Origin of the sequence: Roseomonas sp. USHLN139, assembly GCF_037145735.1 — a bacterium.
Taxonomy (GTDB): Bacteria; Pseudomonadota; Alphaproteobacteria; order Acetobacterales; family Acetobacteraceae; genus Pseudoroseomonas.
Genome location: NZ_JBBCWY010000004.1, coordinates 86,721 through 109,380, shown reverse-complemented (window position 1 = coordinate 109,380; position 22,660 = coordinate 86,721). Strand labels below are relative to the sequence as shown.

Annotated in this window: 25 protein-coding genes; 13 read left to right on the top strand and 12 right to left on the bottom strand. The window is 72.8% G+C overall.

The window, feature by feature from the left end:
• The first annotated feature begins 65 nt into the window (after positions 1-65).
• A complete protein-coding gene (locus WFI16_RS13310) occupies positions 66-1,286 on the top strand; it encodes a DUF1835 domain-containing protein (RefSeq protein ID WP_419898300.1) in 1,221 nt (406 codons plus the stop codon).
• A 51-nt stretch (positions 1,287-1,337) separates the two neighbouring features.
• Here the strand turns inward: WFI16_RS13310 and WFI16_RS13305 are convergent, their stop codons facing one another.
• The 7 genes from WFI16_RS13305 to WFI16_RS13275 all read right to left on the bottom strand — a co-directional run bounded on the left by WFI16_RS13305 (position 1,338) and on the right by WFI16_RS13275 (position 6,097).
• Complete coding sequence (locus tag WFI16_RS13305) at positions 1,338-1,748, bottom strand: hypothetical protein (RefSeq protein WP_419898299.1); 411 nt, start codon at positions 1,746-1,748, stop codon at positions 1,338-1,340.
• A gap of 6 nt (positions 1,749-1,754) precedes the next feature.
• On the bottom strand, positions 1,755-2,024 hold the full coding sequence (locus WFI16_RS13300) for a hypothetical protein (RefSeq protein WP_419898298.1): 270 nt from the start codon (positions 2,022-2,024) through the stop codon (positions 1,755-1,757).
• Between the two features lie 95 nt (positions 2,025-2,119).
• Positions 2,120-2,317 carry a hypothetical protein gene (locus WFI16_RS13295; RefSeq protein WP_419898297.1) on the bottom strand — a complete coding sequence of 66 codons (198 nt, stop codon included), beginning with the start codon at positions 2,315-2,317 and terminating at the stop codon, positions 2,120-2,122.
• 83 nt (positions 2,318-2,400) lie between these two features.
• Complete coding sequence (locus WFI16_RS13290) at positions 2,401-4,164, bottom strand: sensor histidine kinase (RefSeq protein WP_419898296.1); 1,764 nt, start codon at positions 4,162-4,164, stop codon at positions 2,401-2,403.
• Positions 4,165-4,303: 139 nt separating this feature from the next.
• A complete protein-coding gene (locus WFI16_RS13285) occupies positions 4,304-4,579 on the bottom strand; it encodes a NepR family anti-sigma factor (RefSeq protein ID WP_442970688.1) in 276 nt (91 codons plus the stop codon).
• Complete coding sequence (locus WFI16_RS13280; protein ID WP_419898295.1) at positions 4,579-5,271, bottom strand: sigma-70 family RNA polymerase sigma factor; 693 nt, start codon at positions 5,269-5,271, stop codon at positions 4,579-4,581. Before WFI16_RS13280 ends, WFI16_RS13285 begins: the two co-directional genes overlap by 1 nt.
• Positions 5,272-5,521: 250 nt before the next feature.
• Entirely contained in the window at positions 5,522-6,097 is a 576-nt protein-coding gene (locus WFI16_RS13275; RefSeq protein WP_419898294.1) for a sigma-70 family RNA polymerase sigma factor, read from the bottom strand.
• 62 nt (positions 6,098-6,159) lie between these two features.
• On the opposite strand from WFI16_RS13275, the gene WFI16_RS13270 reads away from it, so the two are divergent.
• Complete coding sequence (locus WFI16_RS13270) at positions 6,160-6,882, top strand: response regulator (RefSeq protein WP_419898293.1); 723 nt, start codon at positions 6,160-6,162, stop codon at positions 6,880-6,882.
• A 223-nt stretch (positions 6,883-7,105) separates the two neighbouring features.
• Positions 7,106-7,267: a DUF1328 domain-containing protein gene (locus WFI16_RS13265; protein ID WP_256022903.1), complete on the top strand. Its 162-nt coding sequence runs from the start codon at positions 7,106-7,108 to the stop codon at positions 7,265-7,267.
• A gap of 170 nt (positions 7,268-7,437) precedes the next feature.
• Here the strand turns inward: WFI16_RS13265 and WFI16_RS13260 are convergent, their stop codons facing one another.
• The 3 genes from WFI16_RS13260 to WFI16_RS13250 form a co-directional block, all read right to left on the bottom strand.
• A complete protein-coding gene (locus WFI16_RS13260; RefSeq protein ID WP_419898292.1) occupies positions 7,438-7,794 on the bottom strand; it encodes a hypothetical protein in 357 nt (118 codons plus the stop codon).
• A 351-nt stretch (positions 7,795-8,145) separates the two neighbouring features.
• On the bottom strand, positions 8,146-8,745 hold the full coding sequence (locus WFI16_RS13255) for a DedA family protein (RefSeq protein WP_419898291.1): 600 nt from the start codon (positions 8,743-8,745) through the stop codon (positions 8,146-8,148).
• Positions 8,742-10,433, bottom strand: a complete 1,692-nt coding sequence (locus WFI16_RS13250; protein WP_419898290.1) for an ArnT family glycosyltransferase — start codon at positions 10,431-10,433, stop codon at positions 8,742-8,744. The genes WFI16_RS13255 and WFI16_RS13250 overlap by 4 nt, the downstream gene beginning before the upstream one ends.
• Positions 10,434-10,538: 105 nt before the next feature.
• On the opposite strand from WFI16_RS13250, the gene WFI16_RS13245 reads away from it, so the two are divergent.
• From WFI16_RS13245 to WFI16_RS13200, 10 genes are all read left to right on the top strand, one after another.
• Positions 10,539-11,852, top strand: coding sequence for an RsmB/NOP family class I SAM-dependent RNA methyltransferase (locus tag WFI16_RS13245; protein WP_419898289.1), 1,314 nt, complete (start codon positions 10,539-10,541; stop codon positions 11,850-11,852).
• A 162-nt stretch (positions 11,853-12,014) separates the two neighbouring features.
• The gene (gene rpe / locus WFI16_RS13240; protein WP_419898288.1) at positions 12,015-12,689 is read left to right on the top strand and encodes a ribulose-phosphate 3-epimerase; all 675 of its coding nucleotides are present in this window, start codon (positions 12,015-12,017) and stop codon (positions 12,687-12,689) included.
• Complete coding sequence (locus WFI16_RS13235) at positions 12,689-14,335, top strand: heparinase II/III family protein (protein WP_419898287.1); 1,647 nt, start codon at positions 12,689-12,691, stop codon at positions 14,333-14,335. Before rpe ends, WFI16_RS13235 begins: the two co-directional genes overlap by 1 nt.
• 17 nt (positions 14,336-14,352) lie before the next feature.
• Complete coding sequence (locus WFI16_RS13230) at positions 14,353-15,462, top strand: glycosyltransferase family 4 protein (RefSeq protein ID WP_419898286.1); 1,110 nt, start codon at positions 14,353-14,355, stop codon at positions 15,460-15,462.
• A gap of 236 nt (positions 15,463-15,698) precedes the next feature.
• Complete coding sequence (locus WFI16_RS13225; protein ID WP_419898285.1) at positions 15,699-15,947, top strand: sulfurtransferase TusA family protein; 249 nt, start codon at positions 15,699-15,701, stop codon at positions 15,945-15,947.
• On the top strand, positions 15,944-16,873 hold the full coding sequence (locus WFI16_RS13220; protein WP_419898284.1) for a histone deacetylase family protein: 930 nt from the start codon (positions 15,944-15,946) through the stop codon (positions 16,871-16,873). The genes WFI16_RS13225 and WFI16_RS13220 overlap by 4 nt, the downstream gene beginning before the upstream one ends.
• 33 nt (positions 16,874-16,906) lie before the next feature.
• Complete coding sequence (locus WFI16_RS13215; RefSeq protein ID WP_076959550.1) at positions 16,907-17,158, top strand: exodeoxyribonuclease VII small subunit; 252 nt, start codon at positions 16,907-16,909, stop codon at positions 17,156-17,158.
• Between the two features lie 11 nt (positions 17,159-17,169).
• The gene (locus tag WFI16_RS13210; protein WP_419898599.1) at positions 17,170-18,069 is read left to right on the top strand and encodes a polyprenyl synthetase family protein; all 900 of its coding nucleotides are present in this window, start codon (positions 17,170-17,172) and stop codon (positions 18,067-18,069) included.
• The gene (gene dxs, locus WFI16_RS13205; RefSeq protein WP_419898283.1) at positions 18,069-20,045 is read left to right on the top strand and encodes a 1-deoxy-D-xylulose-5-phosphate synthase; all 1,977 of its coding nucleotides are present in this window, start codon (positions 18,069-18,071) and stop codon (positions 20,043-20,045) included. The genes WFI16_RS13210 and dxs overlap by 1 nt, the downstream gene beginning before the upstream one ends.
• A 283-nt stretch (positions 20,046-20,328) precedes the next feature.
• Positions 20,329-21,066: a TlyA family RNA methyltransferase gene (locus WFI16_RS13200; protein WP_419898282.1), complete on the top strand. Its 738-nt coding sequence runs from the start codon at positions 20,329-20,331 to the stop codon at positions 21,064-21,066.
• Positions 21,067-21,070: 4 nt separating this feature from the next.
• On the opposite strand, the gene WFI16_RS13195 is transcribed toward WFI16_RS13200, so the two are convergent.
• Together WFI16_RS13195 and WFI16_RS13190 are read right to left on the bottom strand one after the other, a co-directional pair.
• A complete protein-coding gene (locus WFI16_RS13195; RefSeq protein ID WP_419898281.1) occupies positions 21,071-21,214 on the bottom strand; it encodes a peptide chain release factor 1 in 144 nt (47 codons plus the stop codon).
• A 153-nt stretch (positions 21,215-21,367) separates the two neighbouring features.
• Positions 21,368-22,588 (bottom strand): hypothetical protein, encoded by a 1,221-nt coding sequence (locus WFI16_RS13190; protein ID WP_419898280.1) that lies wholly within the window; start codon positions 22,586-22,588, stop codon positions 21,368-21,370.
• Between the last annotated feature and the right edge of the window lie 72 nt (positions 22,589-22,660).

Genomic DNA, 22,660 nt, shown 5'->3' with positions numbered 1-22,660 from the left:
CCGGTTCCCCCGTTGCACCCTTTCCGGCCTGACCGGCGGACGCAGGCCCGAGGAAGGGGCGTCCCTTGTCCGATCCGTTCCGGCTGAATCTCGAGCAGCAGCGCAAGCGCGCCAAGGCGCTGCTGGCCGCCGCCCGCGCCGGCGAGGCCGAGGCGCTGGCGCGCTTCCGCCGCCACCATCCCGCCGCGCCGTCAGAGGGCCCCCTGCCACCGCGGCTGCTGCGGCTGTCCGAGGCGCAGCTGGTCATCGCCCGGGCGCTCGGCCTGCCGAGCTGGCCGCGGCTGTCGGCGCATGTCGCCCTGCTGGACCGGCTGCGGGCCGACATCGCCGCGGGCGGCGCGGCGCCGGATGCCGGGATGCCGACCCTGCATATCCGCTGCGGCAGCGACATCGCCCCCTCGCTGCGGCAGGCCGGCTTCCGTGGCGAGTTCCTGGAAGTGTCGGACCCGCTCTGCCTGGGGCCGGTGGTCGCGGGCGAGGACTGGCAGGAACGGCGGATCGACTTCCTGAGCCAGGCCTTCGGCGGCGCCCTGGGGCTGGACCGCGCGGCGATCGCGGCGCGGCAGGCAGCGGCGGAGGAGGGGCTGGCACGGGCCGGCCGCTTCTCCCGCGTGGTGCTGTGGTTCGAGCACGACCACTACGACCAGCTGATCCTGGCGCGCTGCCTGGCGGCGCTGGCGGCGGCGCCGCCGCCGCGGCTGGAGATGGTCAGCGCCGGGGCCTTCCCGGCGATCACCCGCTTCATCGGGTTGGGGCAGCTGGCGCCGGAAGCGCTGCTGCTGCTGTGGCAGCAGCGGCAGGCGGTGACCCCGGCCGCGATCGCCGAGGGCGTGGCGGCCTGGACAGCCCTGCGCGCGCCGGACCCGCGCGGGCTGGCGGCGCTGGCGCGACGGCCGACGGTGCTGGGGCGGGCGCTGCGGCGGCATTGCCAGGAGCTGCCCTGGCGGGAGGACGGGCTGGGGCTGACGCAGCGGCTGGTGCTGCAGATCCTGGCCGAGGCGCCGCGCCGCTGGGCCGAGGTCTATGCCGTGCTGATGCGCGAGCGCGAGCCGCTGCCCTGGCTCAGCGACCTGATGTTCCTGTCGGTGGTTGAAAGCCTGGGGGCGCTGGTGACCGGGGAGGTCGCCTTTCCCGAGCAGGCCGCGCTGTCGCCGCTGGGCCGTGCCGTGCTGGAAGGGCGCGCGGCCTTTGCCGGTCCGGCGCGCTGGGTCGGCGGCGTCGCCGCCGGCTGGTGCTGGGACGACGCACAGGGCGAGACAGTGCCTGTTGGCACGCGGCAGCCCTGACAGAAATAGAAGGGGGCCTGGGGGGATACCTCCCCCCAGCCTTGCCTTCTCTTACTTACGGCGCCCCTTGAAGTAGCCCAGCAGAACCCCGAGCAGCGGCGAGCTGGCCACCCCGCCGATGAGCGGCAGCAGGCCGAAGCTGGCGCGTGCCTGGGTCAGCGCCGTGTCACGCAGGATGCGGGCCTCGATTTCCGCCGTGGTCGGCCGGTCGCGTGCGGCGATGAGCAGCAGCACCAGCCCGATCAGCAGGTCGGCACCCAGCAGGATGCCGGCGCGGCCGAGCGGCCCGACCTGTGGCGTCAGCGCCAGCCAGGCCAGCACATGCAGCATGGCGAAGGCGCCGATGAGGAAGAGCGCGGCGGCAATGCCATAGACCAGGCGCCACAGCAGGCGCTGGCTGAACAGGCCGAGGCGGACGCGCTCCGCCTCGAGCGAGGCCGTGGCGAGGCGGAGGGCGCGCATCGCCGGCTAGCGCTTCAGCAGCTTGGCGAGTAGGAAGCCAATGCCGACGGCCACCGCGATGGTGGCCACCGGGCGGTCACGCACCATGGTGGCGACCTGCTGGGCCTCGCTGCGGGTGGAGCTGCCGAGCTGGCTGGCCAGATCCTGGGCGCGGCTGCCGGCCCGGCTGAGGGCAGGGTTGATCTGCTCCTCGACCAGGGCGTCCAGGCGCTGGCGCAGGTCGGCGATACGGTCCTCGACGGAGCCGGTGTCGAAGGGAACGGAGAAACGGCGCATGCGGGGCCTCCTCGGGAGGTTTCGGTCAGGATCGCGCGTCGGCCGCCGGGCTGCAACCAGTCGAGGCTGCCGCCGGGGCCGTCGCGCGTGGCGGATCAGTTGGTGGCGCGGTCGATGCTGCGGCCCAGGCGCTCGCCCGGACCCTTCGGCGGGTCGACGGCGTCGCGCACATTGGCGGCGGCATTGTCCAGGCTGCGGCCCGCGCGCTCGGCCGGGCCCTCGTTGCAGGCGGCCAGCGCCAGCGGGGCGGCGAGCAGCAGGACAGGCAGAACAGCCTTGATCATCTTGGTCATGCGCGAGGGCTCCTTCACCGTGCTGCCAGGTCAACGCCGCGCCCAGGCTCGGGTTGCGGCGGAAGTCCTGCGCGGGACGCGGTTCAGGGGCGGGGCGTGGCGGCGGAGGGCGGCGCCTCGTAGCGGGCGGGGGCCTTGGGCTCCGGCTCGCGCTGGCGCAGCGGGAAGCGCAGCAGCATCTCGGTGCCGCCCTGGCCCTGGATCTCGATCTCGCCGCCCAGGTGCTGGGCGAAGCCGCGGATCAGCGTCAGGCCGATGCCCTGGTTGGCGCCCTGGCCGGGTTCGTCGTCGTTCAGGCGCAGGCCGATGCCGTCGTCATGCACGCGCAGCACCACCTGCTCCTCCGCCTCGCCTTCCTCCCCGGCCGGGCGGGATTCGCCGCGCACCGAGATGGTCAGCGTGCCGCTGCGGGCATCGGCGAAGCCGTGCTTGATGGCGTTGGTCACCGTCTCGGTGATCAGCAGGGCGAGCGAGACGGCCTGGTCGGTGACGATCTCGAGCTCGTCGGCCTCGATGGAGAGGGTGATGCGCTGGCCCGGCCGCTCGCCGAGGGCGGCGAAGAGCTGCTGGGCGAGCTCCTCGAGGAAGGGCCGCAGCGCGATCACCTCGAAGGTCTGGTTGGTGTAGAGATGGCGGTGCAGCGTCGCCAGCGCCTGGACGCGGTCGCGGGCGGTGGCGAATTCGGCGCGCGCCTTCGGGTCGCGCAGCCGGCCGGCCTGCAGGTTCAGCAGGCTGGCCACGATCTGCAGGTTGTTCTTCACCCGGTGATGGATCTCGGCCATCAGCAGGTCGCGCTGGCGCAGCGCGGCGCGCAGCTCCTCCTGCCGGGCGGAGATCGCCGAGGCGGCGTCGATGAAGGCCTGTTCGAGGGCGCGCACCTCGTCGGGCTCGCCGCGCAGCGCGCGGCCGCCGAAGGGGGCGCCGGGCCGCCAGGCGCGCACCCGCCAGGCCAGGCTGCGCAGCGGGCGGGCGATGGCGATGTCGGCGCCGAGCACGATGATGACGAGGCAGGCGAGCAGGAAGGCGGCGAGCTCGGCGGCGCGGCGGGCGAGGACGGTGTTGGCCGCGCGCCGGATCTCGCCGGTGGGCAGGCCGACCAGCAGGCGCAGGCCGGATTCGAGGCGGGTGCTGGCATAGGCGAACTCGGCGCCACCGCGGGCCGGGATCTCCAGCGTGCTCGATCCCGACTCGCCGTGCAGGCGCTGCAGCACGGCGGGATCGGGCAGCTCGGCGACGGCAGCGGCGGTCAGCGGCAGGGCGGTGGCCTCGCGGTCGACCAGCCAGATCCGCTGCGCCTCCCGCTGGCCGTTCTGGCCGTCGCTGCGGGTCTCGGCCTGGACGAAGTAGTTCAGCAGCAGGCTGGCGGCGACCACGCCGCGCAGCTCGCCCGCCACCCGGATCGGCAGGGTGGCGGTGACCACCGGCTGGTCGCTGGCACGGCCGCGCCGGAAGGAGCTGAGGGCGAAGCCCTCGATGGCCAGGCTGCTGCGGAAGGCGGGGTCGCGGCCCAGCACATTGGCCGCCGGCCCGGGCAGGGCGCTGCAGCGGGTGGTGCCATCCGGCTCGGCGACCCAGATATTGCCGAAGCGACCGCGATAGATGCCGGCCACCGCCGCGACCAGCGCGTCGCAGGCGTCGCCGGCGGTCAGCACGCGGGGATCCAGGGCCAGGCCGTTCAGCGTGTCCTGCAGCAGCTCGACCGCGGCGCCGTGGCGGGCGGCCGCGACGTCGCCCAGGATGCGCGCGGTGCGGCGGCCGGCCGCGAGCTCGGCCTCGTAGCTGAGGACGGCATTGGCGCCGGCGATGCCGACGACCGGCACGCTGGCGGCGAGCAACAGAAGGAGCATGCGACCGCGGACGCCCCGCAACATGCGGCGCAGCGGGAAGTGGCGAATCAGGAAGCCGGCGGCACCGCTCCGCCGGGGCGGGGGTGACACCGGACCTGATGCCGGAGCAGCGGCAGCGGCCGCTGCGGGGCGAGCCGCCTCACCCGTCTCGTTGGCCGGAGCCGGGCTTTCCCCCCGATGATGGGTCGGGGGAAGAGGGTTTGTTGGCAGCACCGGAGCGGTCCTGTTCGATCAGACGCAGCAACTCGTCCGGAATGGGCTCATTCGCAACGCCATCATACATCGCATGGAGCCCGCGCTGGAGCCAGAGGTCGAAGGCAGCATCGGGCGCGCCGGGCCGGGCGTGCCGTGAGCCAGAGCGGCTGGCCTCCACGGCCGGTTCCGCCAGCATGCGCTTGTCTGCTCGATCGTCCATCACATTTCCGGATGCAGTGCCCGCACCTCACTGGCACGGCCAGTACCGCGCAAGGTAACATTTCCGCGACCGGCTGCGCTAGAGCTCGGCTGTGCCTTCGTCTTGCCCTCGGCCTTGCTGCTGGCAGCGGCCTTGTCGGCGCCGCGCCGCGGGGCCTGCTTCTCGCCCATTAGCCAGGCTTCGAGCTGGCGGCGCGCCCGGAAGACGCGGCACTTGGCGGTGCCGACGGCGCACTTCATGACGCCGGCGGCCTCCTCGTAGGACATGCCCTGGACGGTCACCAGCAGCAGCGCGGTGCGGTGATCCTCCGGCAGGTCGGCCAGGCGGCGGCGCAGCTCGCGCAGCGCCAAGCTGTCTTCCTGCGCGGCCGGACGGGCCAGGGCCTCGGCCGGGGCGCTGTCCATCTCGCAGGTGTCGCGCTTGCGGCGGATGTCGGAGAGGAACCGGTTGCGGAGGATGCGGAACATCCAGGCGCCGAAATTGGTCCCGGGGGTGAAGCTGTGCTGCGCCGCCAGCGCGTTGCTGACCGCAGCCTGCACCAGATCATCGGCATCGGCGCGGTTGCGGGTCATGGAGACGGCCTGCACGCGCAGCCGCGGCAGCAGCGCCACGAGCTGATCGTGGAAGCTCGGGCCCTCCTGCGAGGTGCTCTTGGGCGCGGCATCGGCCTGGATCGGGGTGACGCTGGTCATGGTGCTGTGCTCGCCTTGCATACCCAACCAATGCGCCAGGCAGGCCCGCAGTTGCATGAGGGGGATGAATAAAACGCATACCTGCCATGCATTTTCCCTGGAAACCCTAACCCCGGCCAGGCTTTCGATTCTGCGTATCGATGTACCGACCTGAATCCTCCTGCCGCGGCACCGCCAGCCTCCCCTGGACTGCCGGTTCTGTCGAAGCCGCCCGCGCATTGCGCCGGGCGCCGTTTCTGGCTGCCCGCCCTCAGGCGGGCGAGCCGCTTTCCGTCCAGTTCTGCGCCAGGGCCATGCGGGCCCGCGCGACACGGGCCTTCACCGTGCCGACCGGGACGCCGACCACGGCCGCCGCCTCCTCATGCGACAGCCCGTGCGCGCCGACCAGGATCAGCGCCTCGCGCTGCGGCGCCGGCAGGGCGGCCATGGCGCGCTGCAGGTCGGCGACCTGGCCGCGGGCCTCCTGCTCCGAGGCGGCCGGCATGGCCGGCGGCGGCAGCCGCTCCAGCGCCCGCCGTTCGGTGCCGCGACGCCGCAGCTGTTCCAGAAAGGCGTTCCGCAGGATATGAAACAGCCAGGCTCTGAGGCTGGTGGCAGGATCCCACTGGGCTTCCGCCCGCAGGGCCCGCAGGATTGCCTCCTGCACCAGGTCGTCCGCCTGTGCCGCGTCGCGCGCCAGGAAGCGGGCAAAGGCCCGCAGCTCCGGCAGCAGGCCGGGCAGCAGCCGGCGCAGCGGGTCGGCCTGCTGCGGCACGGCCGGCTGCGAAGCGGCCGGCTGGGGGTTGGCCGGATCGGAACCGGCGCATCGGTTATCGTCGGGATGCATGACCATCTTCAGTCCAGACGCAGTTTAGCTTCAGCAACCAGGATGGATACGAGGGCCAGCACATGAACGCCGTTAGCCAAGCCGAGCTCCTCCGAAGCCTGCCGCCCGCCCGGCGCTATGCCCGCGCGCTCAGCGGCAGCCAGGCGGCGGGCGACGCCCTGGTCGCGGCCGCGCTGCGCGAGGGGCTGCCGGACCTGCCGGCCAAGCTCGCCCTTTATGCCGGGGTGACCCGCATCGCGCCGCCGCCCGCGCCGGGCCCGGGCGCCAATCTCACCGCCCGCCAGCGCCAGCTGCTGCTGCTGACCGCGCTGGAGGAGCTGGTGATCGCCGACGCCGCCACCGTGGTCGGCGTGCCGCGCGACGTCGCCGAGACCGAGCTGGACGCGGCGCGCGAGGCGCTGCGCAGCGCCGCGGCGACCGAGATCCTGGTGATCGAGGACGAGCCGATCATCGCCATGGACGTCCGCCAGCTGGTCGAGGCCTGCGGCCACCGCGTGGTCGGCGTCGCCGCCACCGAGGCCCAGGCGGTCGCCATGGCCAAGCAGAAGCGCCCCGGGCTGATCCTGGCCGATGTGAACCTGGGCGCCGGCGGCGACGGCATCAACGCGGTCAACCGCATCCAGCGCGAGGTCGAGGTGCCGGTGATCTTCGTCACCGCCTATCCGGAGCGGCTGCTGACCGCCGAGCAGGTCGAGCCGGCCTTCGTCATCAGCAAGCCCTTCGAACCGCTGGCGCTGGCCATCGCCACCTACCAGGCGGTCTCCTCCACCGTGCCGATCGGCTGAGGCGCAGCCTGTCCTGGCCGCCATCCTGGCGGCGGCCAGGAGGGCGGCGTCCGGCAGGGCGGCGTTCGGCAGGGCGGCGGGGCCAGGCCCGGCCGGCCGCCCGGCGGAAAGGTGACAGCGGGACCGGCCGCCTGAAACCGGGGCTGGAACACTGCGTTGCAAAGCCGATGCCGCCGAAGCGGCCTCGGCTTTTTCTTTCCCCGGTCCAAAGGAACAGGAACCCATGCTGTACTGGACGCTCATCTTCCTGGTGGTGGCCCTGGTGGCCGGCGTGCTCGGCTTCTCCGGCGTCGCCTCCGCCGCCAGCGGCATCGCGAAGATCCTGTTCGTCATCTTCCTGGTGCTGTTCCTGGTCTCGCTGGTGGCGGGGCGCGGCTGGGTCTGACCCCCGGCCGTCTCACCAGGCCCGCCTTACCCGGACTTGCCTGAACCAGCCCCGCCGGAGCGATCCGGCGGGGCTTCTTGCTGCCTGCGGCGGCGGCCAGCCCATAAAAAAGCCCCCGGGACCGAAGTCCCGGAGGCGAACAGGGCAGGCTGCCGCCTACACGGCCGCGCTTACTGGCGCGGGCCGTTCTGCGGATAGGCGCCCGAGGTGTTGGAACCCGTGGTCCGGTCATAGGCGCGGGTCGCCGCGGTGCCCGGCGGGTTGGCGCGGGTGCCATCCGACTGGGAGGGATAGGCGCCCGAGGTGTTGGTGCCGGCGGCGCGGTCGACGGCGCGGGTGGCCGCGGTGCCCGGCGGGTTGCCCGGCATGCCGTCCGACTGCATCGGATAGGCGCCCGAGGTGTTGGTGCCGGCGGCGCGATCGAGCGCGCGCTCCGGGGCGGTGCCGGTCGGGCTCGAGCTGCAGGCCGCGAGGCCCATCAGGCCGGCCGACATCAGGATGGCAAAACCGATCTTGCGCTGGCGCATTCTTCCTCGTCCTTCATGCTCGACAAGCCGGCCCCTCAGTGGGGCGGTCTGCCAGGCTGAACGCCAGGGCGTGGCACGGGTTACACGCCGTTGCCGGAAAAAACGTGGCGGTGACGGTGCCGGTAGCCGGGAGGGGGTCGCCGGCAGGGAGCGGGAGAGGGCCCTCAGGCGGCGGCGCGGCAACCCCGGCCGGCATGTGGCGTTGCCCAGGCCGAGAACACCGAGACCGAGGACCGGAAGAGAATGCGCTCGATCCTGCTGTGGCTGCTGGGCATCCCCATCCCGATCATCATCCTCCTGCTGCTGTTCGGCGTGATCTGACCGTCTCGGCCCCCCTCCGTGAGGGGGGCGTCACGAGCGGCGGGACCGGACGAACAGGTGCCAGAGATAGGCGCCGACCAGCCCCGCCACCACCAGATAGCTCAGCGGCTCGAGGGTATCGGCGACGCGCTGGTACTGCTCCTGCAGCAGGAAGCCGGCGCCGGCCAGCACGGCGACCCAGACCAGCCCACCGAGGCTGGTCCAGAAGTAGAAGACGCCGCGCGGAATCCGCACCAGCCCCGCCGGGATCGAGATCAGGGTGCGGATCGCCGGCAGCATGCGGCCGAAGAACAGCGCCACCGGCCCGTGCCGGCGCAGCACACCCTCGGCGCGGTCGAGTTCCGCCGGGCTGACCGCGAACCAGCGGCCATGCCGCGCCACCAGCCCGCGCAGCCGCTCGCCGCCGATCCGCCGGCCGATCTCGTACCAGACGCCATTGCCGATCAGCGAGCCGGCGGCGCCGGCCAGCACCGCCAGCCAGAGCGGCATCCGCCCCTCGGCCGCGGCGAAGCCGGCCAGCGGCATGATCAGCTCGGAGGGGATCGGCGGGAACAGGTTCTCCAGGAACATCAGCAGGAAGACCCCGATGGGGCCGGCGTCGCCGACGATGTCCGTGACCCAGTCGATCATGCGCGCTCCAGCCTGAACAGCCGCAGCAGCAGGCGGCGGCCGCGGGTGTAGTTGTAACCCCCGACCTCGCCCACCGGCTGCAGCACCAGGTTCAGCCGCTGCGCCTCGGCCTGGAAGCGCGCCAGGTCGCGGTCGCCGATGGCGACGACGCGGCCCGGCGCCGCGGCCAGGTAGTCGGCCGCCGCGCTGCCGTCGCGCAGCAGCGCGGTGCGGGTGCCGGTGGCGAAGACCAGCGAGGGCTCGTGGTAGCCAACGATGCCGAAGCCCTCGCCGCCCGGCTTCGCCAGCCCCTGCGCGGCCAGCGTCTGCGCCACGCGCGGGCCGATCCAGGGCGCCTCCAGCCGTGGCAGCAGCCCGCCCAGGATGCCGGCATAGAGCGGCACCGCCAGGATGGCGGCGGCCAACGCGGCGCGGCCGGGAGCATGGGCCTTCAGGCAGGCGAAGACCGCCCAGAGCAGCAGCAGGCCGAAGGGCAGCACCAGCAGCGAGACCGGGTCGATCCGGTGGTCGGCCAGCCAGGGCAGCACCGCCGCCGCCACCCCCAGCGCCACGGCGACCACCGAAAGCAGCCCGGCGCCGAGCCAGGCCAGCCAGCGCGGCGCCGGGCGGCGCAGCGGGTCCATCGCCCAGGCGGCGCCCAGCAGCATCAGCGCCGGGAAGACCGGCAGGGTATAATGCGGCAGCTTGGTCGCGACCGCCTCGAACATCAGCCAGCTCGGCGCGATCCAGGCGAGAAGAAAACGGGTGCCGGGGTTCAGCCGGTCGCGCCAGGCGGCGGGCAGCGCGCGCAGCACCAGGAAGCCGGCCGGGAAGGCGCTGAGCGCGAAGGTCAGCAGGTAGTAGCCCGGCGGGCCGCCATGCGCCTCCTCGCCGGAATTGACCTTGTTCAGCATGTCGCCGCCGACGGCATCGGCGAAGAAGCGGCCCTCGGTGGCGATGCCGATGGCGACGAACCAGGGCGCGGCGACGGCCAGCATCAGGGGCACGCCCCAGCCCGCCTTCAGCGATTTGAGCCAGGCGCCGCCGCGGTCGGCGGCGGCCAGGGTGACGACGGCCAGCAGCGCCACCAGCGGCCCGATCGGCCCCTTCAGCAGGATCGACAGGCCGAGCACCGCCCAGAACCCCGCCGCCTGCCGCGTGGTGAAGCTGCCCGGCGACAGATAGGCCCGCCCCAGCAGCCCCATGGCGACGGCCACGGTGCCGAGCAGCGCCGCGTCGGTCTTGGCGATATGCGTCTCGACCACCAGCACCGTGCTGGCGGCCAGCATGGCGGCGGCGGTGAAGGCCGCGCGACGCCCGACCAGCGCCCTGCCCCAGTGGAAGGTGGCCAGCACCGCCGCCAGCGCCCCGAGCAGGGAAGGCAGGCGATAGGGCCAGATCTGGTCGCGGGAGCCGATGCCCAGGGTTTCCGCCCCATGGACGGAGGCCGCCTGGGCCCAGTGGATGCCGGCCGGCTTCTTGTTGCGCTCCTCCTCGCCGAAGCGGATGCGCACGTAGTCGCCGGATTCCACCATCTGCCGGCTGGCCTGGGCGAAGCGGCTCTCGTCGCGGTCGCCCTGCGGCAGGCTGGCGAAGCCGGGCAGCCAGAGCGCCAGGCAGAGCAGCATCAGCCAGAGCCGCGGCCAGCGCGTCTCCGGCAGGCGATCGAGGAAATCGGCGGCGCGCGGGGGAAAGCTCGGCAGGGGCATGGCGCCGGGCTGTAAAGCCTTTTGGCCGCGGAAGTATAGCGTCAATGCGAGACGCCCGCTCCGCCCTCGACAGGGCACCGCCTTCCGGCCCATAGCATCCCGGACATGAAGCCGCCCGCCGACCGCCGCCCCCGTTCCGACGCTTCCCGTGGCCCCCGCACCGGGGGGGACCGCGCGCCCGCGCCCCGCCGCAACCCGACCCGGTCGGCAGCCCTCGCGCTGCTGACCGCCGTGCTCGACCGGCATCGCGGGCTGGAGGAGGCGCTGGACGCCCTGCCGCCCGGCGAGGCGCGCGACCGCGCCGCCGCGCACCGCATCGCGGCGGCCGTGCTGCGCCGCCTGGGCAGCATCGACGCCGTCCTCGAGCCCTCGCTGCGCCGCGAGCCGCCGCCGGAGGTGCGCCAGGTGCTGCGCATCGGCGCCGCCGAGCTGCTGCTGCTGGAGACGCCGCCGCATGCGGTCGTCTCCAGCTGCGTCGACCTGGTGCCGCGGCCCTTCGCCGGGCTGGTCAATGCGGTGCTGCGCAAGGTCGCTGCCGCCGGCCCCGCCGCGCTGGAGGAGCTGGATGGCGAGCGGCTCGACACGCCGACCTGGCTGTGGAGCGCCTGGCACGCCGCCTATGGCGCCGGCGTGCGCGCCATCGCCCGGGCGCATCGCCTGCCGGCGCCGCTCGACCTGTCGCTGAAGCCGGGCGCTGGCTTCCCGGAAGGCGCCCTGCGCCTGCCGACCGGCACCGCCCGCTTCCCCGCCGGCACCCGCATCACCGAGCTGGGGAGCTTCATCGCCGGCGAGGCCTGGGCGCAGGATGCCGCCGCCGCCCTGCCGGCGCGGCTGCTGGCCGCCCGGCCGGGGATGTCGGTCGCCGATCTCTGCGCCGCCCCGGGCGGCAAGACCGCGCAGCTGGCCGCCGCCGGCGCCGAGGTGGTCGCCGTCGAGCGCGACCCGACCCGCCTGCTGCGGCTGCGCGAGAACCTGGCCCGGCTGAATCTCGGGGCTGAGACGGTGCAGGCCGATGTGGCGCAGTGGCAGCCCGGCCGCCGCTTCGACGCCATCCTGCTGGACGCGCCCTGCTCGGCCACCGGCACCATCCGCCGCCACCCCGACGTGCCGCATCTGAAGCGCCCGGCCGATATCGGCACGCTGGCGGCGCTGCAGCGGCAATTGCTGGAGGCTTCGGCGAAGCTGCTGGCGCCGGGCGGCCGGCTGGTCTTCGCCACCTGCTCGCTGCAGCGGGAGGAGGGCGAGGCCCAGGCGGCCAGCCCGCCCGCCGGCCTGCTGCCCGACCCGATCCGGCCCGAGGAAGTGCCGGGGCTGGAGGCGGCGCTCTCGCCCGAGGGCTGGCTGCGCACCCGGCCCGACCTCTGGGCGCCGGAAGGCGGCATGGACGGCTTCTTCATGGCCCGCTTCCGCGCCGCCTGACGCCGGCCGCCGTGCCTCCCGCGGCCTGCCGCGGGGGGACGGCTTTTTATTGTTTTTTGCTGCCGAGAGGTCCGGTTTCTCTAGATTTACTGATGACAAGCCGGGCGCGACCTGCTCCGTCTCAGCTTGTTCTGCACCCGCGCAGAAGGCATAACATCCGTCGTGACACGTCCGGTCAAAATCGCCCCGTCCCTGCTGGCTGCCGATTTCGCGCGGCTGGGTGAGGAAGTCGCCGCCATCGATGCCGCCGGCGCCGACTGGCTCCATCTGGACATCATGGACGGGCATTTCGTGCCCAATATCAGCTACGGCCCCGCCGTGCTGAAGGCGCTGCGCGGCAAGACCGCCATGTGCTTCGACGTCCATCTGATGATCGCGCCGGCCGATCCCTATCTGGCGGCCTTCGCCGAGGCCGGCGCCGACCGCATCAGCCTGCACCCCGAGGCGGGGCCGCATCTGCACCGCTCGATGCAGACCATCCGCGCCCTCGGCAAGTCGCCGGGCGTGGTGCTGAACCCGGGCACCCCGGTCGCCGCCATCGAGCATGTGCTCGACCTGGTCGACCTGGTGCTGGTGATGACGGTCAATCCCGGCTTCGGTGGCCAGTCCTTCATCGAGAGCCAGCTGCCGAAGATGGAGACGCTGCGCCGCATGATCGACGCCACCGGCCGCGACATCGCGCTGCAGGTCGATGGCGGGGTCACCGCCAAGACCGCGCCGCTCTGCATCGCCGCCGGCGCCGACGTGCTGGTGGCCGGCACCGCCGTCTTCGGCGCGCCGGACTATGCCGCCGCCATCGCGACCCTGCGCGGCTCTCCCTCGAGGGGCACCGCCTGATGTCCGACTGGCTGCGCGGCGCCCGCCGGGTAATGGCCGGGCTGAAGCCGGTGAAGGTGCCGGAGGCGCCGGCCCGCGCCTTCCGCGACCTCTGGCCCGGCGATGCGACGCGCGGCCACCGGCTGCTCCGCGGCGAATGCGAGGTCAGCGGCACCAGCCGTCCGCTGATCACCGCCGAGGAAGGCGGCCAGGGCTGGGGCGAGGGCAGCGGCTCCGCGCTCTGGCGTGCCGCCGTGCACGGCTTCTGCTGGCTGCGCGACCTGCGCGCGCTGGGCACCGACGGCGCGCGGCTGCGCGCCCGCGACCTCACCGCCGACTGGCTGGAGCGCGGCAGCAGCGAGGTGATCGCCGCCGCCCCCGAGGTCGCCGGCGCCCGCCTCTCCGCCTGGCTCGGCCATTGGGATTTCCTGGCCGCCACCGCCGAGGACCAGTTCCGCCGCGCGCTGATGGTGCGGCTGGCCCAGGATGCCCGCGTGCTGGTCGCGACGCTGCCGGCCGAGGCGCGCCACCGCGGCGGCCTGGCGGCGCTGAAGGGCGCCATGGCGGCCTCCGTCGCGCTGAACGAGGAACCCTGGATCGCCCGCTGCCTGCGCGTCCTGCCGCAGGAGATCGAGCGGCAGATCCTGCCCGACGGCGCGCATGTCGAGCGCTCGCCCGGCCAGCTGCTGCTGGCGGTGCAGGACCTGATCGAGATCCGCAACCTGCTGCATGGCGCCGGCCTCGAGGCGCCGCCGCATCTGGCGCTGGCGCTGGACCGCGCCGCCCCGGCGCTGCGGCTGTTCCGCCATGGCGATGGCGGGCTGGCGCTGTTCAACGGCACCCGCGACGAGGGCGCCGCCCTGGTCGACCTGGTGCTGACCCAGGGCCAGGCGCGCGGCCGCGCCCCGCTGATCCTGCCCGAGGCCGGCTTCCAGCGGCTGCAGGCCGGCCGCACCCTGGTGATCGTCGATTGCGGCCCGCCGCCCGAGGGCCGCGCGACGCTCAGCCCCGCCGGCCTGCCGCGCCAGGCCGACCGCTTCCACCATGCCGGCACGCTGGCCTTCGAGATGTCGGTCGGCCGCGACCGGCTGATCGTCAATTGCGGCGCCGCCACCGCCGCCGAGAGTGCCTGGCGCGACGCGCTGCGCGCCACCGCCGCCCATTCCACCCTGGTGCTGGCCGATACCAACAGCAGCGAGCTGCGCGAGGAGGGCCTCGGCCGCCGCCCCGAGACCGTCGAGGCGGAGCGGCAGGAGGCCAATGGCGCCCAGTGGCTGGATGCCAGCCATGACGGCTACAAGCGCGGCTTCGGCGCGCTGCACCGCCGCCGCCTCTATCTCTCCGAATCCGGCGACGACCTGCGCGGCGAGGATTCGGTCGAGGCGGAGAACCCCGCCGCCTACGAGATCCGCTTCCACCTGCATCCCGGCGTCGTCGCCAGCCCGCAGGCGGAGGAGAATTCGGTGCTGCTGCGGCTGCCCTCCGGCGCCTCCTGGCGGCTGCGCGCCAGCCGGGCGAAGCTGGCGGTGGAGGAGAGCGTCTTCATGGCCGGCGAGCCGCGCCGCACCAGCCAGGTCGTGCTGCTGGCCGAGCCCGGCACCGCCTCGGTGCAATGGGCGCTGAGCCGGGTCAACCTGCCGACCCCCGGCATCGTCGAGGAAGGCTGAGCGGCCTCTCGCGCGCCATGAAGATCGCCGAGGTCTGCAACGTCGACTTCTCGCTGCGGCATTTCGTGCTGCCGGTGATGCGCGGCGCCCGCGCGCGCGGCCACGAGGTGGTCGGCATCTGCGCCGAGGGCCCGCTGCTCTCGGTCGCCCGCGCCGAGGGCTTCCGCATCGTCCCGGTGCCGATGGCGCGCAGCCTGAACCCGGTCGCCCAGCTGAAGGCCTTCCGCGCGCTGCTGGAGGTGTTCCGGGCGGAGAAATTCGACCTGGTGCACGCGCATATGCCGATCTCCGGCCTGCTGGCGCGCGCCGCCGCCAAGGCCGCCGGGGTGCCGCGCATCGCCTATACCGGCCATGGCTTCCTGTTCAACCAGCCCGGCCCCGCCTGGCGGAAGAACCTGGCGCTCGGCCTGGAATGGCTGGGCGGCCGCGCCACCGACGTCTTCCTGACCGTCAGCCAGGAGGAGGCGGCCGATGCCCGCCGCCTGGGCATCGCGCCGCACGCGGTCGGCATCGGCAATGGCCGCGACCCCGGCCGCTTCCGCCCGGACCCGCAGGCCCGCGCCCGGCTGCGCGCCGAATTCGGCGCCGCGCCGGAGGACTGCGTCGTCGTCATCGTCTCCCGGCTGGTGCGCCACAAGGGCCATGTCGAGCTGCTGCGCGCGCTGGAGGAGGTCCCCGGCGCCACCCTCTGGGTGGTCGGCGAGCGCCTCGCCTCCGACCACGGCCCCGACATGGCCGAGGATTTCGTCCGCGCCGAACGGCTGCTTGGCCCGCGTCTGAAGCGCCTGGGCTATCGCGAGGATGTCGGCCAGGTCCTGGCGGCGGCCGATGTCTTCTGCCTGCCCAGCCATTTCGAGGGCCTGCCGATGTCGGTCATCGAGGCGATGCTGACCGGCCTGCCGGTGGTCGCCACCGACATCCGCGGCCCGCGCGAGCAGGTGATCGACGGCGAGACCGGCTTCCTGGTGCCGCCCCTGACCGTGGCGCCCCTGGCCGAGGCCCTGCGCAGGCTGGCCGCCGATCCGTTGCTGCGGGCGCGCTTCGGTGCTGCCGGGCGGGAGAGGGCGCTGGCGCTTTTCGATGAAGCGAAGGTCATCGGGAAGACCCTCGATTTATTAGGTCTTTAGAAAAGAGAGGACAGGAGAAGGCCAGGGGAATGAATTCCCTTGGACTCCATCTTTTTTCTGTCAGGCTGCCGCTGCCTCCCGACCAGGCGGGACACTGCACTCGACCCGCCGTGACACCCTGGTATCACTGCCGCTGTGGTGCCTGGGGACAAAATGGCCGATGGAAAGAAATTCATTCCCCCAGCCTTGTTCCTCCAAGCCTTCTCTTTCCCGCCTCTCCGCTCCACTATCCCTTCATGAGCGAGACCATGCTGGACGTGCAGGGCCTGACCTGCCCCTTGCCCGTGCTGAAGGCCAACAAGGCCCTGCGCAGCCTTCCTCCCGGGGCGCGGCTGGTGGTGCTGGCCACCGATCCGGCCAGCGTGAAGGACTTCCAGGCCTATAGCCGCGAGACCGGGCATGCCCTGGTCGGCTTCAGCGAGCAGGCCGGGCAGTACCGCTTCACGCTCCGCAAGCGCGACGCCGAGCCCGTGGCCGAGGCATGAGCCTGCTGCTGGTCACCCACCGGGCCTGCCTCGGCCATTCCAATGGCGAGGGCCATCCGGAGGAGCCCGGCCGGCTGCGCGCCGTCCTCGCCGCGCTGGAGGGCGAGGAATTCGCCACCGCCATCCAGGAGCAGGCGCCGCGCGCCACCGAGGAACAGCTGCTGCGGGTGCATCCGCGCCACCATGTCGAGGGCATCCTGGCGATCCGCCCCGAGGGCGATGACATCGTCATGCTGGATGGCGACACCGGCATGAGCGCGGGCAGCGCCGAGGCCGCGCTGCGCGCCGCCGGCGCCGGCATCGCCGCGGTGGATGCGGTCTGCCGCGGCGAGGTGAGGCGCGCCTTCTGCGCCGTCCGCCCCCCCGGCCACCATGCCGAGCCCGACCGGCCGATGGGTTTTTGTCTGTTTTCGAATGCGGCGATCGCGGCCCGCCATGCCCAGGCGGCGCATGGGCTGGGGCGCGTCGCCATCCTGGATTTCGACGTCCACCACGGCAATGGCACCCAGGCGGTGGTGGAGGCGGACCCGACCATCCTGTTCCTCTCCTCGCACCAGTCGCCCTGCTATCCGGGCACCGGGTTGGAGAGCGAGACCGGGGTGGGCAATGTCATCAACGCCACGCTGCCGCCCGGCGCCGATGGCGAGGCCTTCCGGGCCGCCTGGCGCGACCGGCTGCTGCCGGCGCTGGAAGGCTTCGGACCGGAGCTGATCATCGTCTCGGCCGGCTTCGATGCGCATGCGCGCGACCCGCTGGCGCAACTCCGCGTGCGGGAAGCGGATTTCAACTGGCTGACCGCCGAAATCTGCCGGATCGCCGACCGGCTCTGCGGCGGGCGGGTCGTCTCCACGCTGGAAGGCGGCTATGATCTGGAGGCGCTGGCGTCTTCGGCCGCCGGCCATGTGCGGGCGCTGCTCTGCGCCTGATGCCGCTTTCCGCCACCCCCTGAGGTGCCTGTCATGTCCGAGACGCCCCACCAGGACGTCGCCGCCCTGTCCTTCGAGGCCGCTCTGGCCGAGCTCGATGCCATCGTGAAGAAGCTCGAGGGCGGCCAGGCGAAGCTCGAGGAGGCGATCGCCGATTATGAGCGGGGCGCCGTGCTGCGCCGCCATTGCGAGGCCAAGCTGGCCGAGGCGGAGCAGAAGGTGCAGGCCATCGTCGCCGGGCCGGGCGGGTCGCCGATGGGCGCCACCCTGCGCGACCTGCCGTGACCGCCGCCCCGATGCTGCCCGAGGCGCTGCGCGCCGCGGCGGGCGAGATCGAGGACGCGCTGGACGCCCTGCTGCCGATGCCGGAGGGGCCGGAGGCGCGGCTGTTCGCTGCCATGCGCCACGCCTGCCTGGGCGGCGGCAAGCGCATGCGCGGCTTCCTGGTCGTGGAAGGCGCGGCGCAGTTCGGGGTCTCCAAGACCTCGGCGCTGCGGGTCGCCGCCGCCATCGAGATGCTGCACGCCTATTCGCTGGTGCATGACGACCTGCCGGCGATGGACAATGACGACCTGCGCCGCGGCAAGCCCACCGTCCACCGCGCCTTCGACGAGGCCACCGCCATTCTGGCCGGCGACGCGCTGCAGGCCCAGGCCTTCGCCGTGCTGGCCGCCGAGGACACCCATTCCGATTCCGCCGTCCGCGCCGAGCTCTGCCTGCGCCTGGCGCTGGCCGCCGGCCCGCGCGGCATGTGCGGCGGCCAGATGCTGGACATGCTGGCCGAGGACCAGAGCCTGGCCGGCAGCGTGCCGATGGGCGAGGCCGCCATCGGCCGCCTGCAGATGCTCAAGACCGGCAAGCTGATCGAGTTCTCGGCCGAGGCCGGGGCGATCCTCGGCAAGGCGCCGGGCCAGCAGCGCCAGGCGCTCTGCTTCTATGGCCGCGAGCTCGGCGCCGCCTTCCAGATCGCCGACGACATCCTCGACGCCACCGGCAGCGCCGCGGAGACCGGCAAGGCCACCGGCAAGGACGCCACCGCCGGCAAGGCGACGCTGGTCGGGCTGCTCGGGCTGGAGCGCGCCCGGGTGCATGCGGAAAGACTGGCCGCCCAGGCCCGGGCACACCTCGACAGTTTCGGTCCTCGTGCCGATCTCTTGCGCATGCTGGCCGACTATACCATCGCCCGGAGGTCCTGATGGCGACACCCCCCCCCGCCGGGACCTCTCCCGCCGCCCCGCCCGCGACGCCGCTGCTCGACCGCGTCCGCGTGCCGGCCGACATGCGCAACTTCTCGGCCGACCAGCTGAAGCAGGTGGCGGAGGAGCTGCGCGCCGAGACCATCCACGCGGTCAGCCAGACCGGCGGCCATCTGGGCGCCAGCCTGGGCGTGGTCGAGCTGACGGTGGCGATCCACGCCGTCTTCGACACGCCGCGCGACCGGCTGATCTGGGACGTCGGCCACCAGACCTATCCGCACAAGATCCTGACCGGCCGGCGCGACCGCATCCGCACGCTGCGCCAGGGGGGCGGCCTCTCCGGCTTCACCCGGCGGTCGGAGAGCGAATACGACCCCTTCGGCGCGGCGCATTCCTCGACCTCGATCTCCGCCGGCCTCGGCATGGCGGTGGCGCGCGACCTGAAGCGGGCCATCCCCGGCGAAGCCCGCGACGACCGCAACGTCATCGCGGTGATCGGCGACGGCGCGATGAGCGCCGGCATGGCCTATGAGGCGATGAACAACGCCGGCGCCATGCGCTCCCGCCTGATCGTGGTGCTGAACGACAACGACATGTCGATCGCGCCGCCGGTCGGCGCCATGTCGGCCTATCTGTCGCGGCTGATCTCGTCGCGGCCCTTCCTCTCCCTGCGCGAGATGATGGCCAAGCTGGCCCGCCGCTTCCCGGCGCCGCTGGAACGCGCCGCCCGCCGCGCCGACGAATATGCCCGCGGGTTGCTGACCGGCGGCACGCTGTTCGAGGAGATGGGCTTCTACTATGTCGGCCCGATCGACGGGCACAGCCTGGACCACCTGCTGCCGGTGCTGCGCAACCTGCGCGATGCCGAGGACGGCGCGCCGATCCTGCTCCACGTGGTGACGCAGAAGGGCAAGGGCTACGCCCCCGCCGAGGCCAGCGCCGACAAGTACCACGCCGTCTCCAAGTTCAACGTGGTCACCGGCACCCAGGCCAAGGCGCCGCCGGGCCCGCCGACCTATACCAAGGTCTTCTCCCAGGCGCTGATCGCCGAGGCCGAGGCCGATCCGCGCATCGTCGCGGTGACCGCCGCCATGCCCTCCGGCACCGGGCTCGACGCCTTCCAGAAGCGCTTCCCCAAGCGCACCTTCGACGTCGGCATCGCCGAGCAGCATGCGGTGACCTTCGCCGCCGGCATGGCCACCGAGGGCATGAAGCCCTTCGTCGCCATCTACTCGACCTTCCTGCAGCGCGCCTATGACCAGGTCGTCCATGACGTGGCGCTGCAGAAGCTGCCCGTTCGCTTCGCCCTCGACCGCGCGGGCCTGGTCGGCGCCGACGGCGCCACCCATGCCGGCGCCTATGACATCGCCTATCTCGGCTGCATCCCCGAGATGGTGCTGATGGCCGCCGCCGACGAGGCCGAGCTGGCCCATATGGTCGCCACCTGCGCCGCCTTCGAGGAAGGGCCGACCGCGCTGCGCTTCCCGCGCGGCGAGGGTTTCGGCCTGGTCCCGGTCCCCGCCCGCGGCACGCCGCTGGAGATCGGCCGCGGCCGCATCCTGCGCGAGGGCAGCAGCGTCGCCATCCTCAGCTACGGCGCCCGGCTGCAGGAATGCCTGAAGGCGGCCGACGAGCTCGCCGCCCGTGGCCTGTCCTGCACCGTCGCCGATGCCCGCTTCGCCAAGCCCCTCGACACGAAGCTGGTCGAGCAGCTGGCCCGCAACCACGCGGTGATGATCACCATCGAGGAAGGCTCGGTCGGCGGCTTCGGCTCGCTGGTGATGCAGCACCTGGCCTGGCAGGGCCTGCTGGACGGCGGCCTGAAGTTCCGCCCGATGGTGCTGCCCGACGTCTTCACGGACCATGACTCGCCGAAGGCCCAGTACGAGCAGGTCGGCCTGTCCGCCGCCGCCATCGCCGCCCATGCCGTGGCGGCGCTGGGGGCCGGGGACGCGCTGAAGCCAGTCAGGGCCTGAAGAGAAGGCAGAAATAGGCCAGGGGAATGAATTCCCCTGGACCTCTTCTTTTTCTGTCAGACTGCCGTGTCCACGTGGTGACAGGACGTGAAACGGCCCCGCAACAGCGCGACCTGTGATCGAGTACTGATTTTACAACCGCGTCCCGCCGCGATGCCCTGGTGCCGCCTGAGAAGGGGTGCTGGTCTGCGAACGGCCGGTGGACAGAAAGAAGATGGGGGTCTGGGGGAATTCATTTCCCCAGCCTGCCCAGCTCCCTTTCCTTAAAAGAGACTTTCCAAAGATGCCCAAGCAGCGTGCCGATGTCGCCCTCGTCGATCGGGGCCTGGTCGAGAGTCGGGCCAAGGCGCAGGCGCTGATCATGGCGGGCAAGGTGTTTTCCAACACGAGGCGCGTCGACAAGCCGGGGCAGCCGGTCTCCGAGGACACGCCGCTGGAGGTGAAGGGCCAGGAGCATCCCTGGGTCAGCCGTGGCGGCATGAAGCTCGGCCATGCGCTCGACTTCTTCGGGCTGGATCCGGCGGGGCGGGTCGGCGTGGATGTCGGGGCCTCGACGGGGGGCTTCACCGACGTGCTGCTGCACCACGGTGCGACGCGGGTCTATGCCGTCGATGTCGGGCATGGGCAGCTGGCCTGGAAGCTGCGCAGCGACGAGCGGGTGGTGGTGATGGAGAAGACCAATGCCCGGCGGCTGGACGCCACGCTGATCCCCGAGGCGCCGGGGGTGGTGGTCTGCGATGCCAGCTTCATCGGCCTGGCGACGGTGCTGCCGGCGGCGCTGGGGCTTGCCGCCCCGGGGGCCTGGGCGGTGGCGCTGATCAAGCCGCAGTTCGAGGCGGGGCCGGAGAAGGTGGGGAAGGGTGGCGTGGTGCGCGACCCGGCGGTGCACCAGGAGGTCTGCGACCGGGTGCAGGCCTGGTGGTCAGGCCTGCCCGGCTGGACCGTGCTGGGGGTCGAGGCCAGCCCGATCCTGGGACCTGAAGGGAATCGCGAGTTCCTGATCGCGGCGCGAAAGGCCTGAGGCCTCAGGCGGCGCGCGGCATCGCCTTGCTGGCGCCCGAGATTTCCTGCAGCAGCGACCAGACGCGGTGCGGATCCATCTGCACCTCGGGATCGTTCAGCAGCCGGTCCAGCTCCAGCAGCTTCGCTTCCATTTCACGCTCAGACATTTCAGTCGACCCTGGCCGCAGCGGTTGTGGAGAACGTTGCAACGCAGCATGCAGGGAAAAGTGGCAGTTCGGCGACGAAACTTTGCCGTCAGGAAGGCTTCAGGAAGCTCACAATCAGTTCAGTCGCGAAAACTGTTTCGGGCCGCTTGCGCCTCAGGTGAAGGAGGCGATGGCCGGTTGCAGCGCGGGTGAACCGGCCTCGGGATGGCCCTGGTTGCGGTAGCGCAGCTCACCCTGCTCGGCGGCCTCCGGCGGTGCCAGGCCGAACAGCTCGAATCGGCTGCTGCAGGCGGCGGCGGCCAGGCGGGCGGCGGCCGGCGTGGTGAAGAAGCGGCGGACCGCGCCTTCCAGCTCCAGCGTGTCGCGCAGGGTGCGCCACTCGGCCCGTTCGACCTCCTCCAGGAAGATCGAGACGATGCCGGGGTGCTGGCCGGTCAGCCGCCCGGCGGCGGCCGTGGCCAGGTGGCGGACGACGGTGGCGGCCAGGGCATTCTCCCGCCCGGCATGGGCGGCCATGACGAAGACGCTGCCGCCGGCCGGGTCGCCGGTCACCGCCAGATGCGCGTCGGGGCCGAACATCTCCCGCAGCCGGCTGGGCAAGGCAGTGGCGCTGGCCGCCTGGATGCCGCCCAGGGTCAGCGGGTCGAGCTTAAGGATGGCGGCCTCGGAGGCATCCTGGCGGCGCTCGCTGGCCAGCAGGCTGCTGACCTGGCGCTGCAGGCTGTCGCGCTCGGCGGCGGACTGGATGCCCTCGGGCAGGGTCATCTTCAGCAGGTAGCGGCCGGGATGCGCGGCCAGCCAGGTCTGCAGGTCGGGGTTGATGCCATCCACCAGGGCGAACCAGTCGCCGCGCGGCAGGTGGCGGCCTTCCTCGGCCGAGACGGTGTGGCAGGCCAGCTCGGCGACGGCGCCGTCGCGCTCGAGCCGCAGGTCGTAGGGCGCATCCTCGGCGAGGCCGGCGAAATGCACCGCGAAGCCGCGGGCGCGCTGGCGGCTGGCCTCGCGCAGCAGGTGGAACAGCGGGATCAGCGTGGCCTGGCCGGTCAGGCCGTCCAGCAGCCGCTCGCGCAGCCGGGCGCGCGGCCGCTCGGGCAGGGTGTCGGACAGGCGCACGGCCTCGCGCGCCAGGGTCAGCACCTGGGCCTCGGCGCGGGTCAGGCGCGGGGTCTGGCTTGGATCGGCCAGGCGGGCCAGCAGCAGTTCCAGCGCGTGGCGCTGCTGCGCGGCACGGCCCTGCCAGGAGCGGGGCCGGGCCCGCCGCGCCAGGTCCGCCATGCGGTGGCGCCAGACGGCCTCGCCGGCCAGGGCCAGGAAGCCACGGGCGCTGGCGGTGTCATCCTCGGCCGCGCCGGAAGGGGAAGGGTCCAGGAACATCAGGCCGCGCCTCGCGCCGATTGCGCATCAGCCTATCCGGAGGTGTCACGATTTAGTCAAGGCTGACGGCAA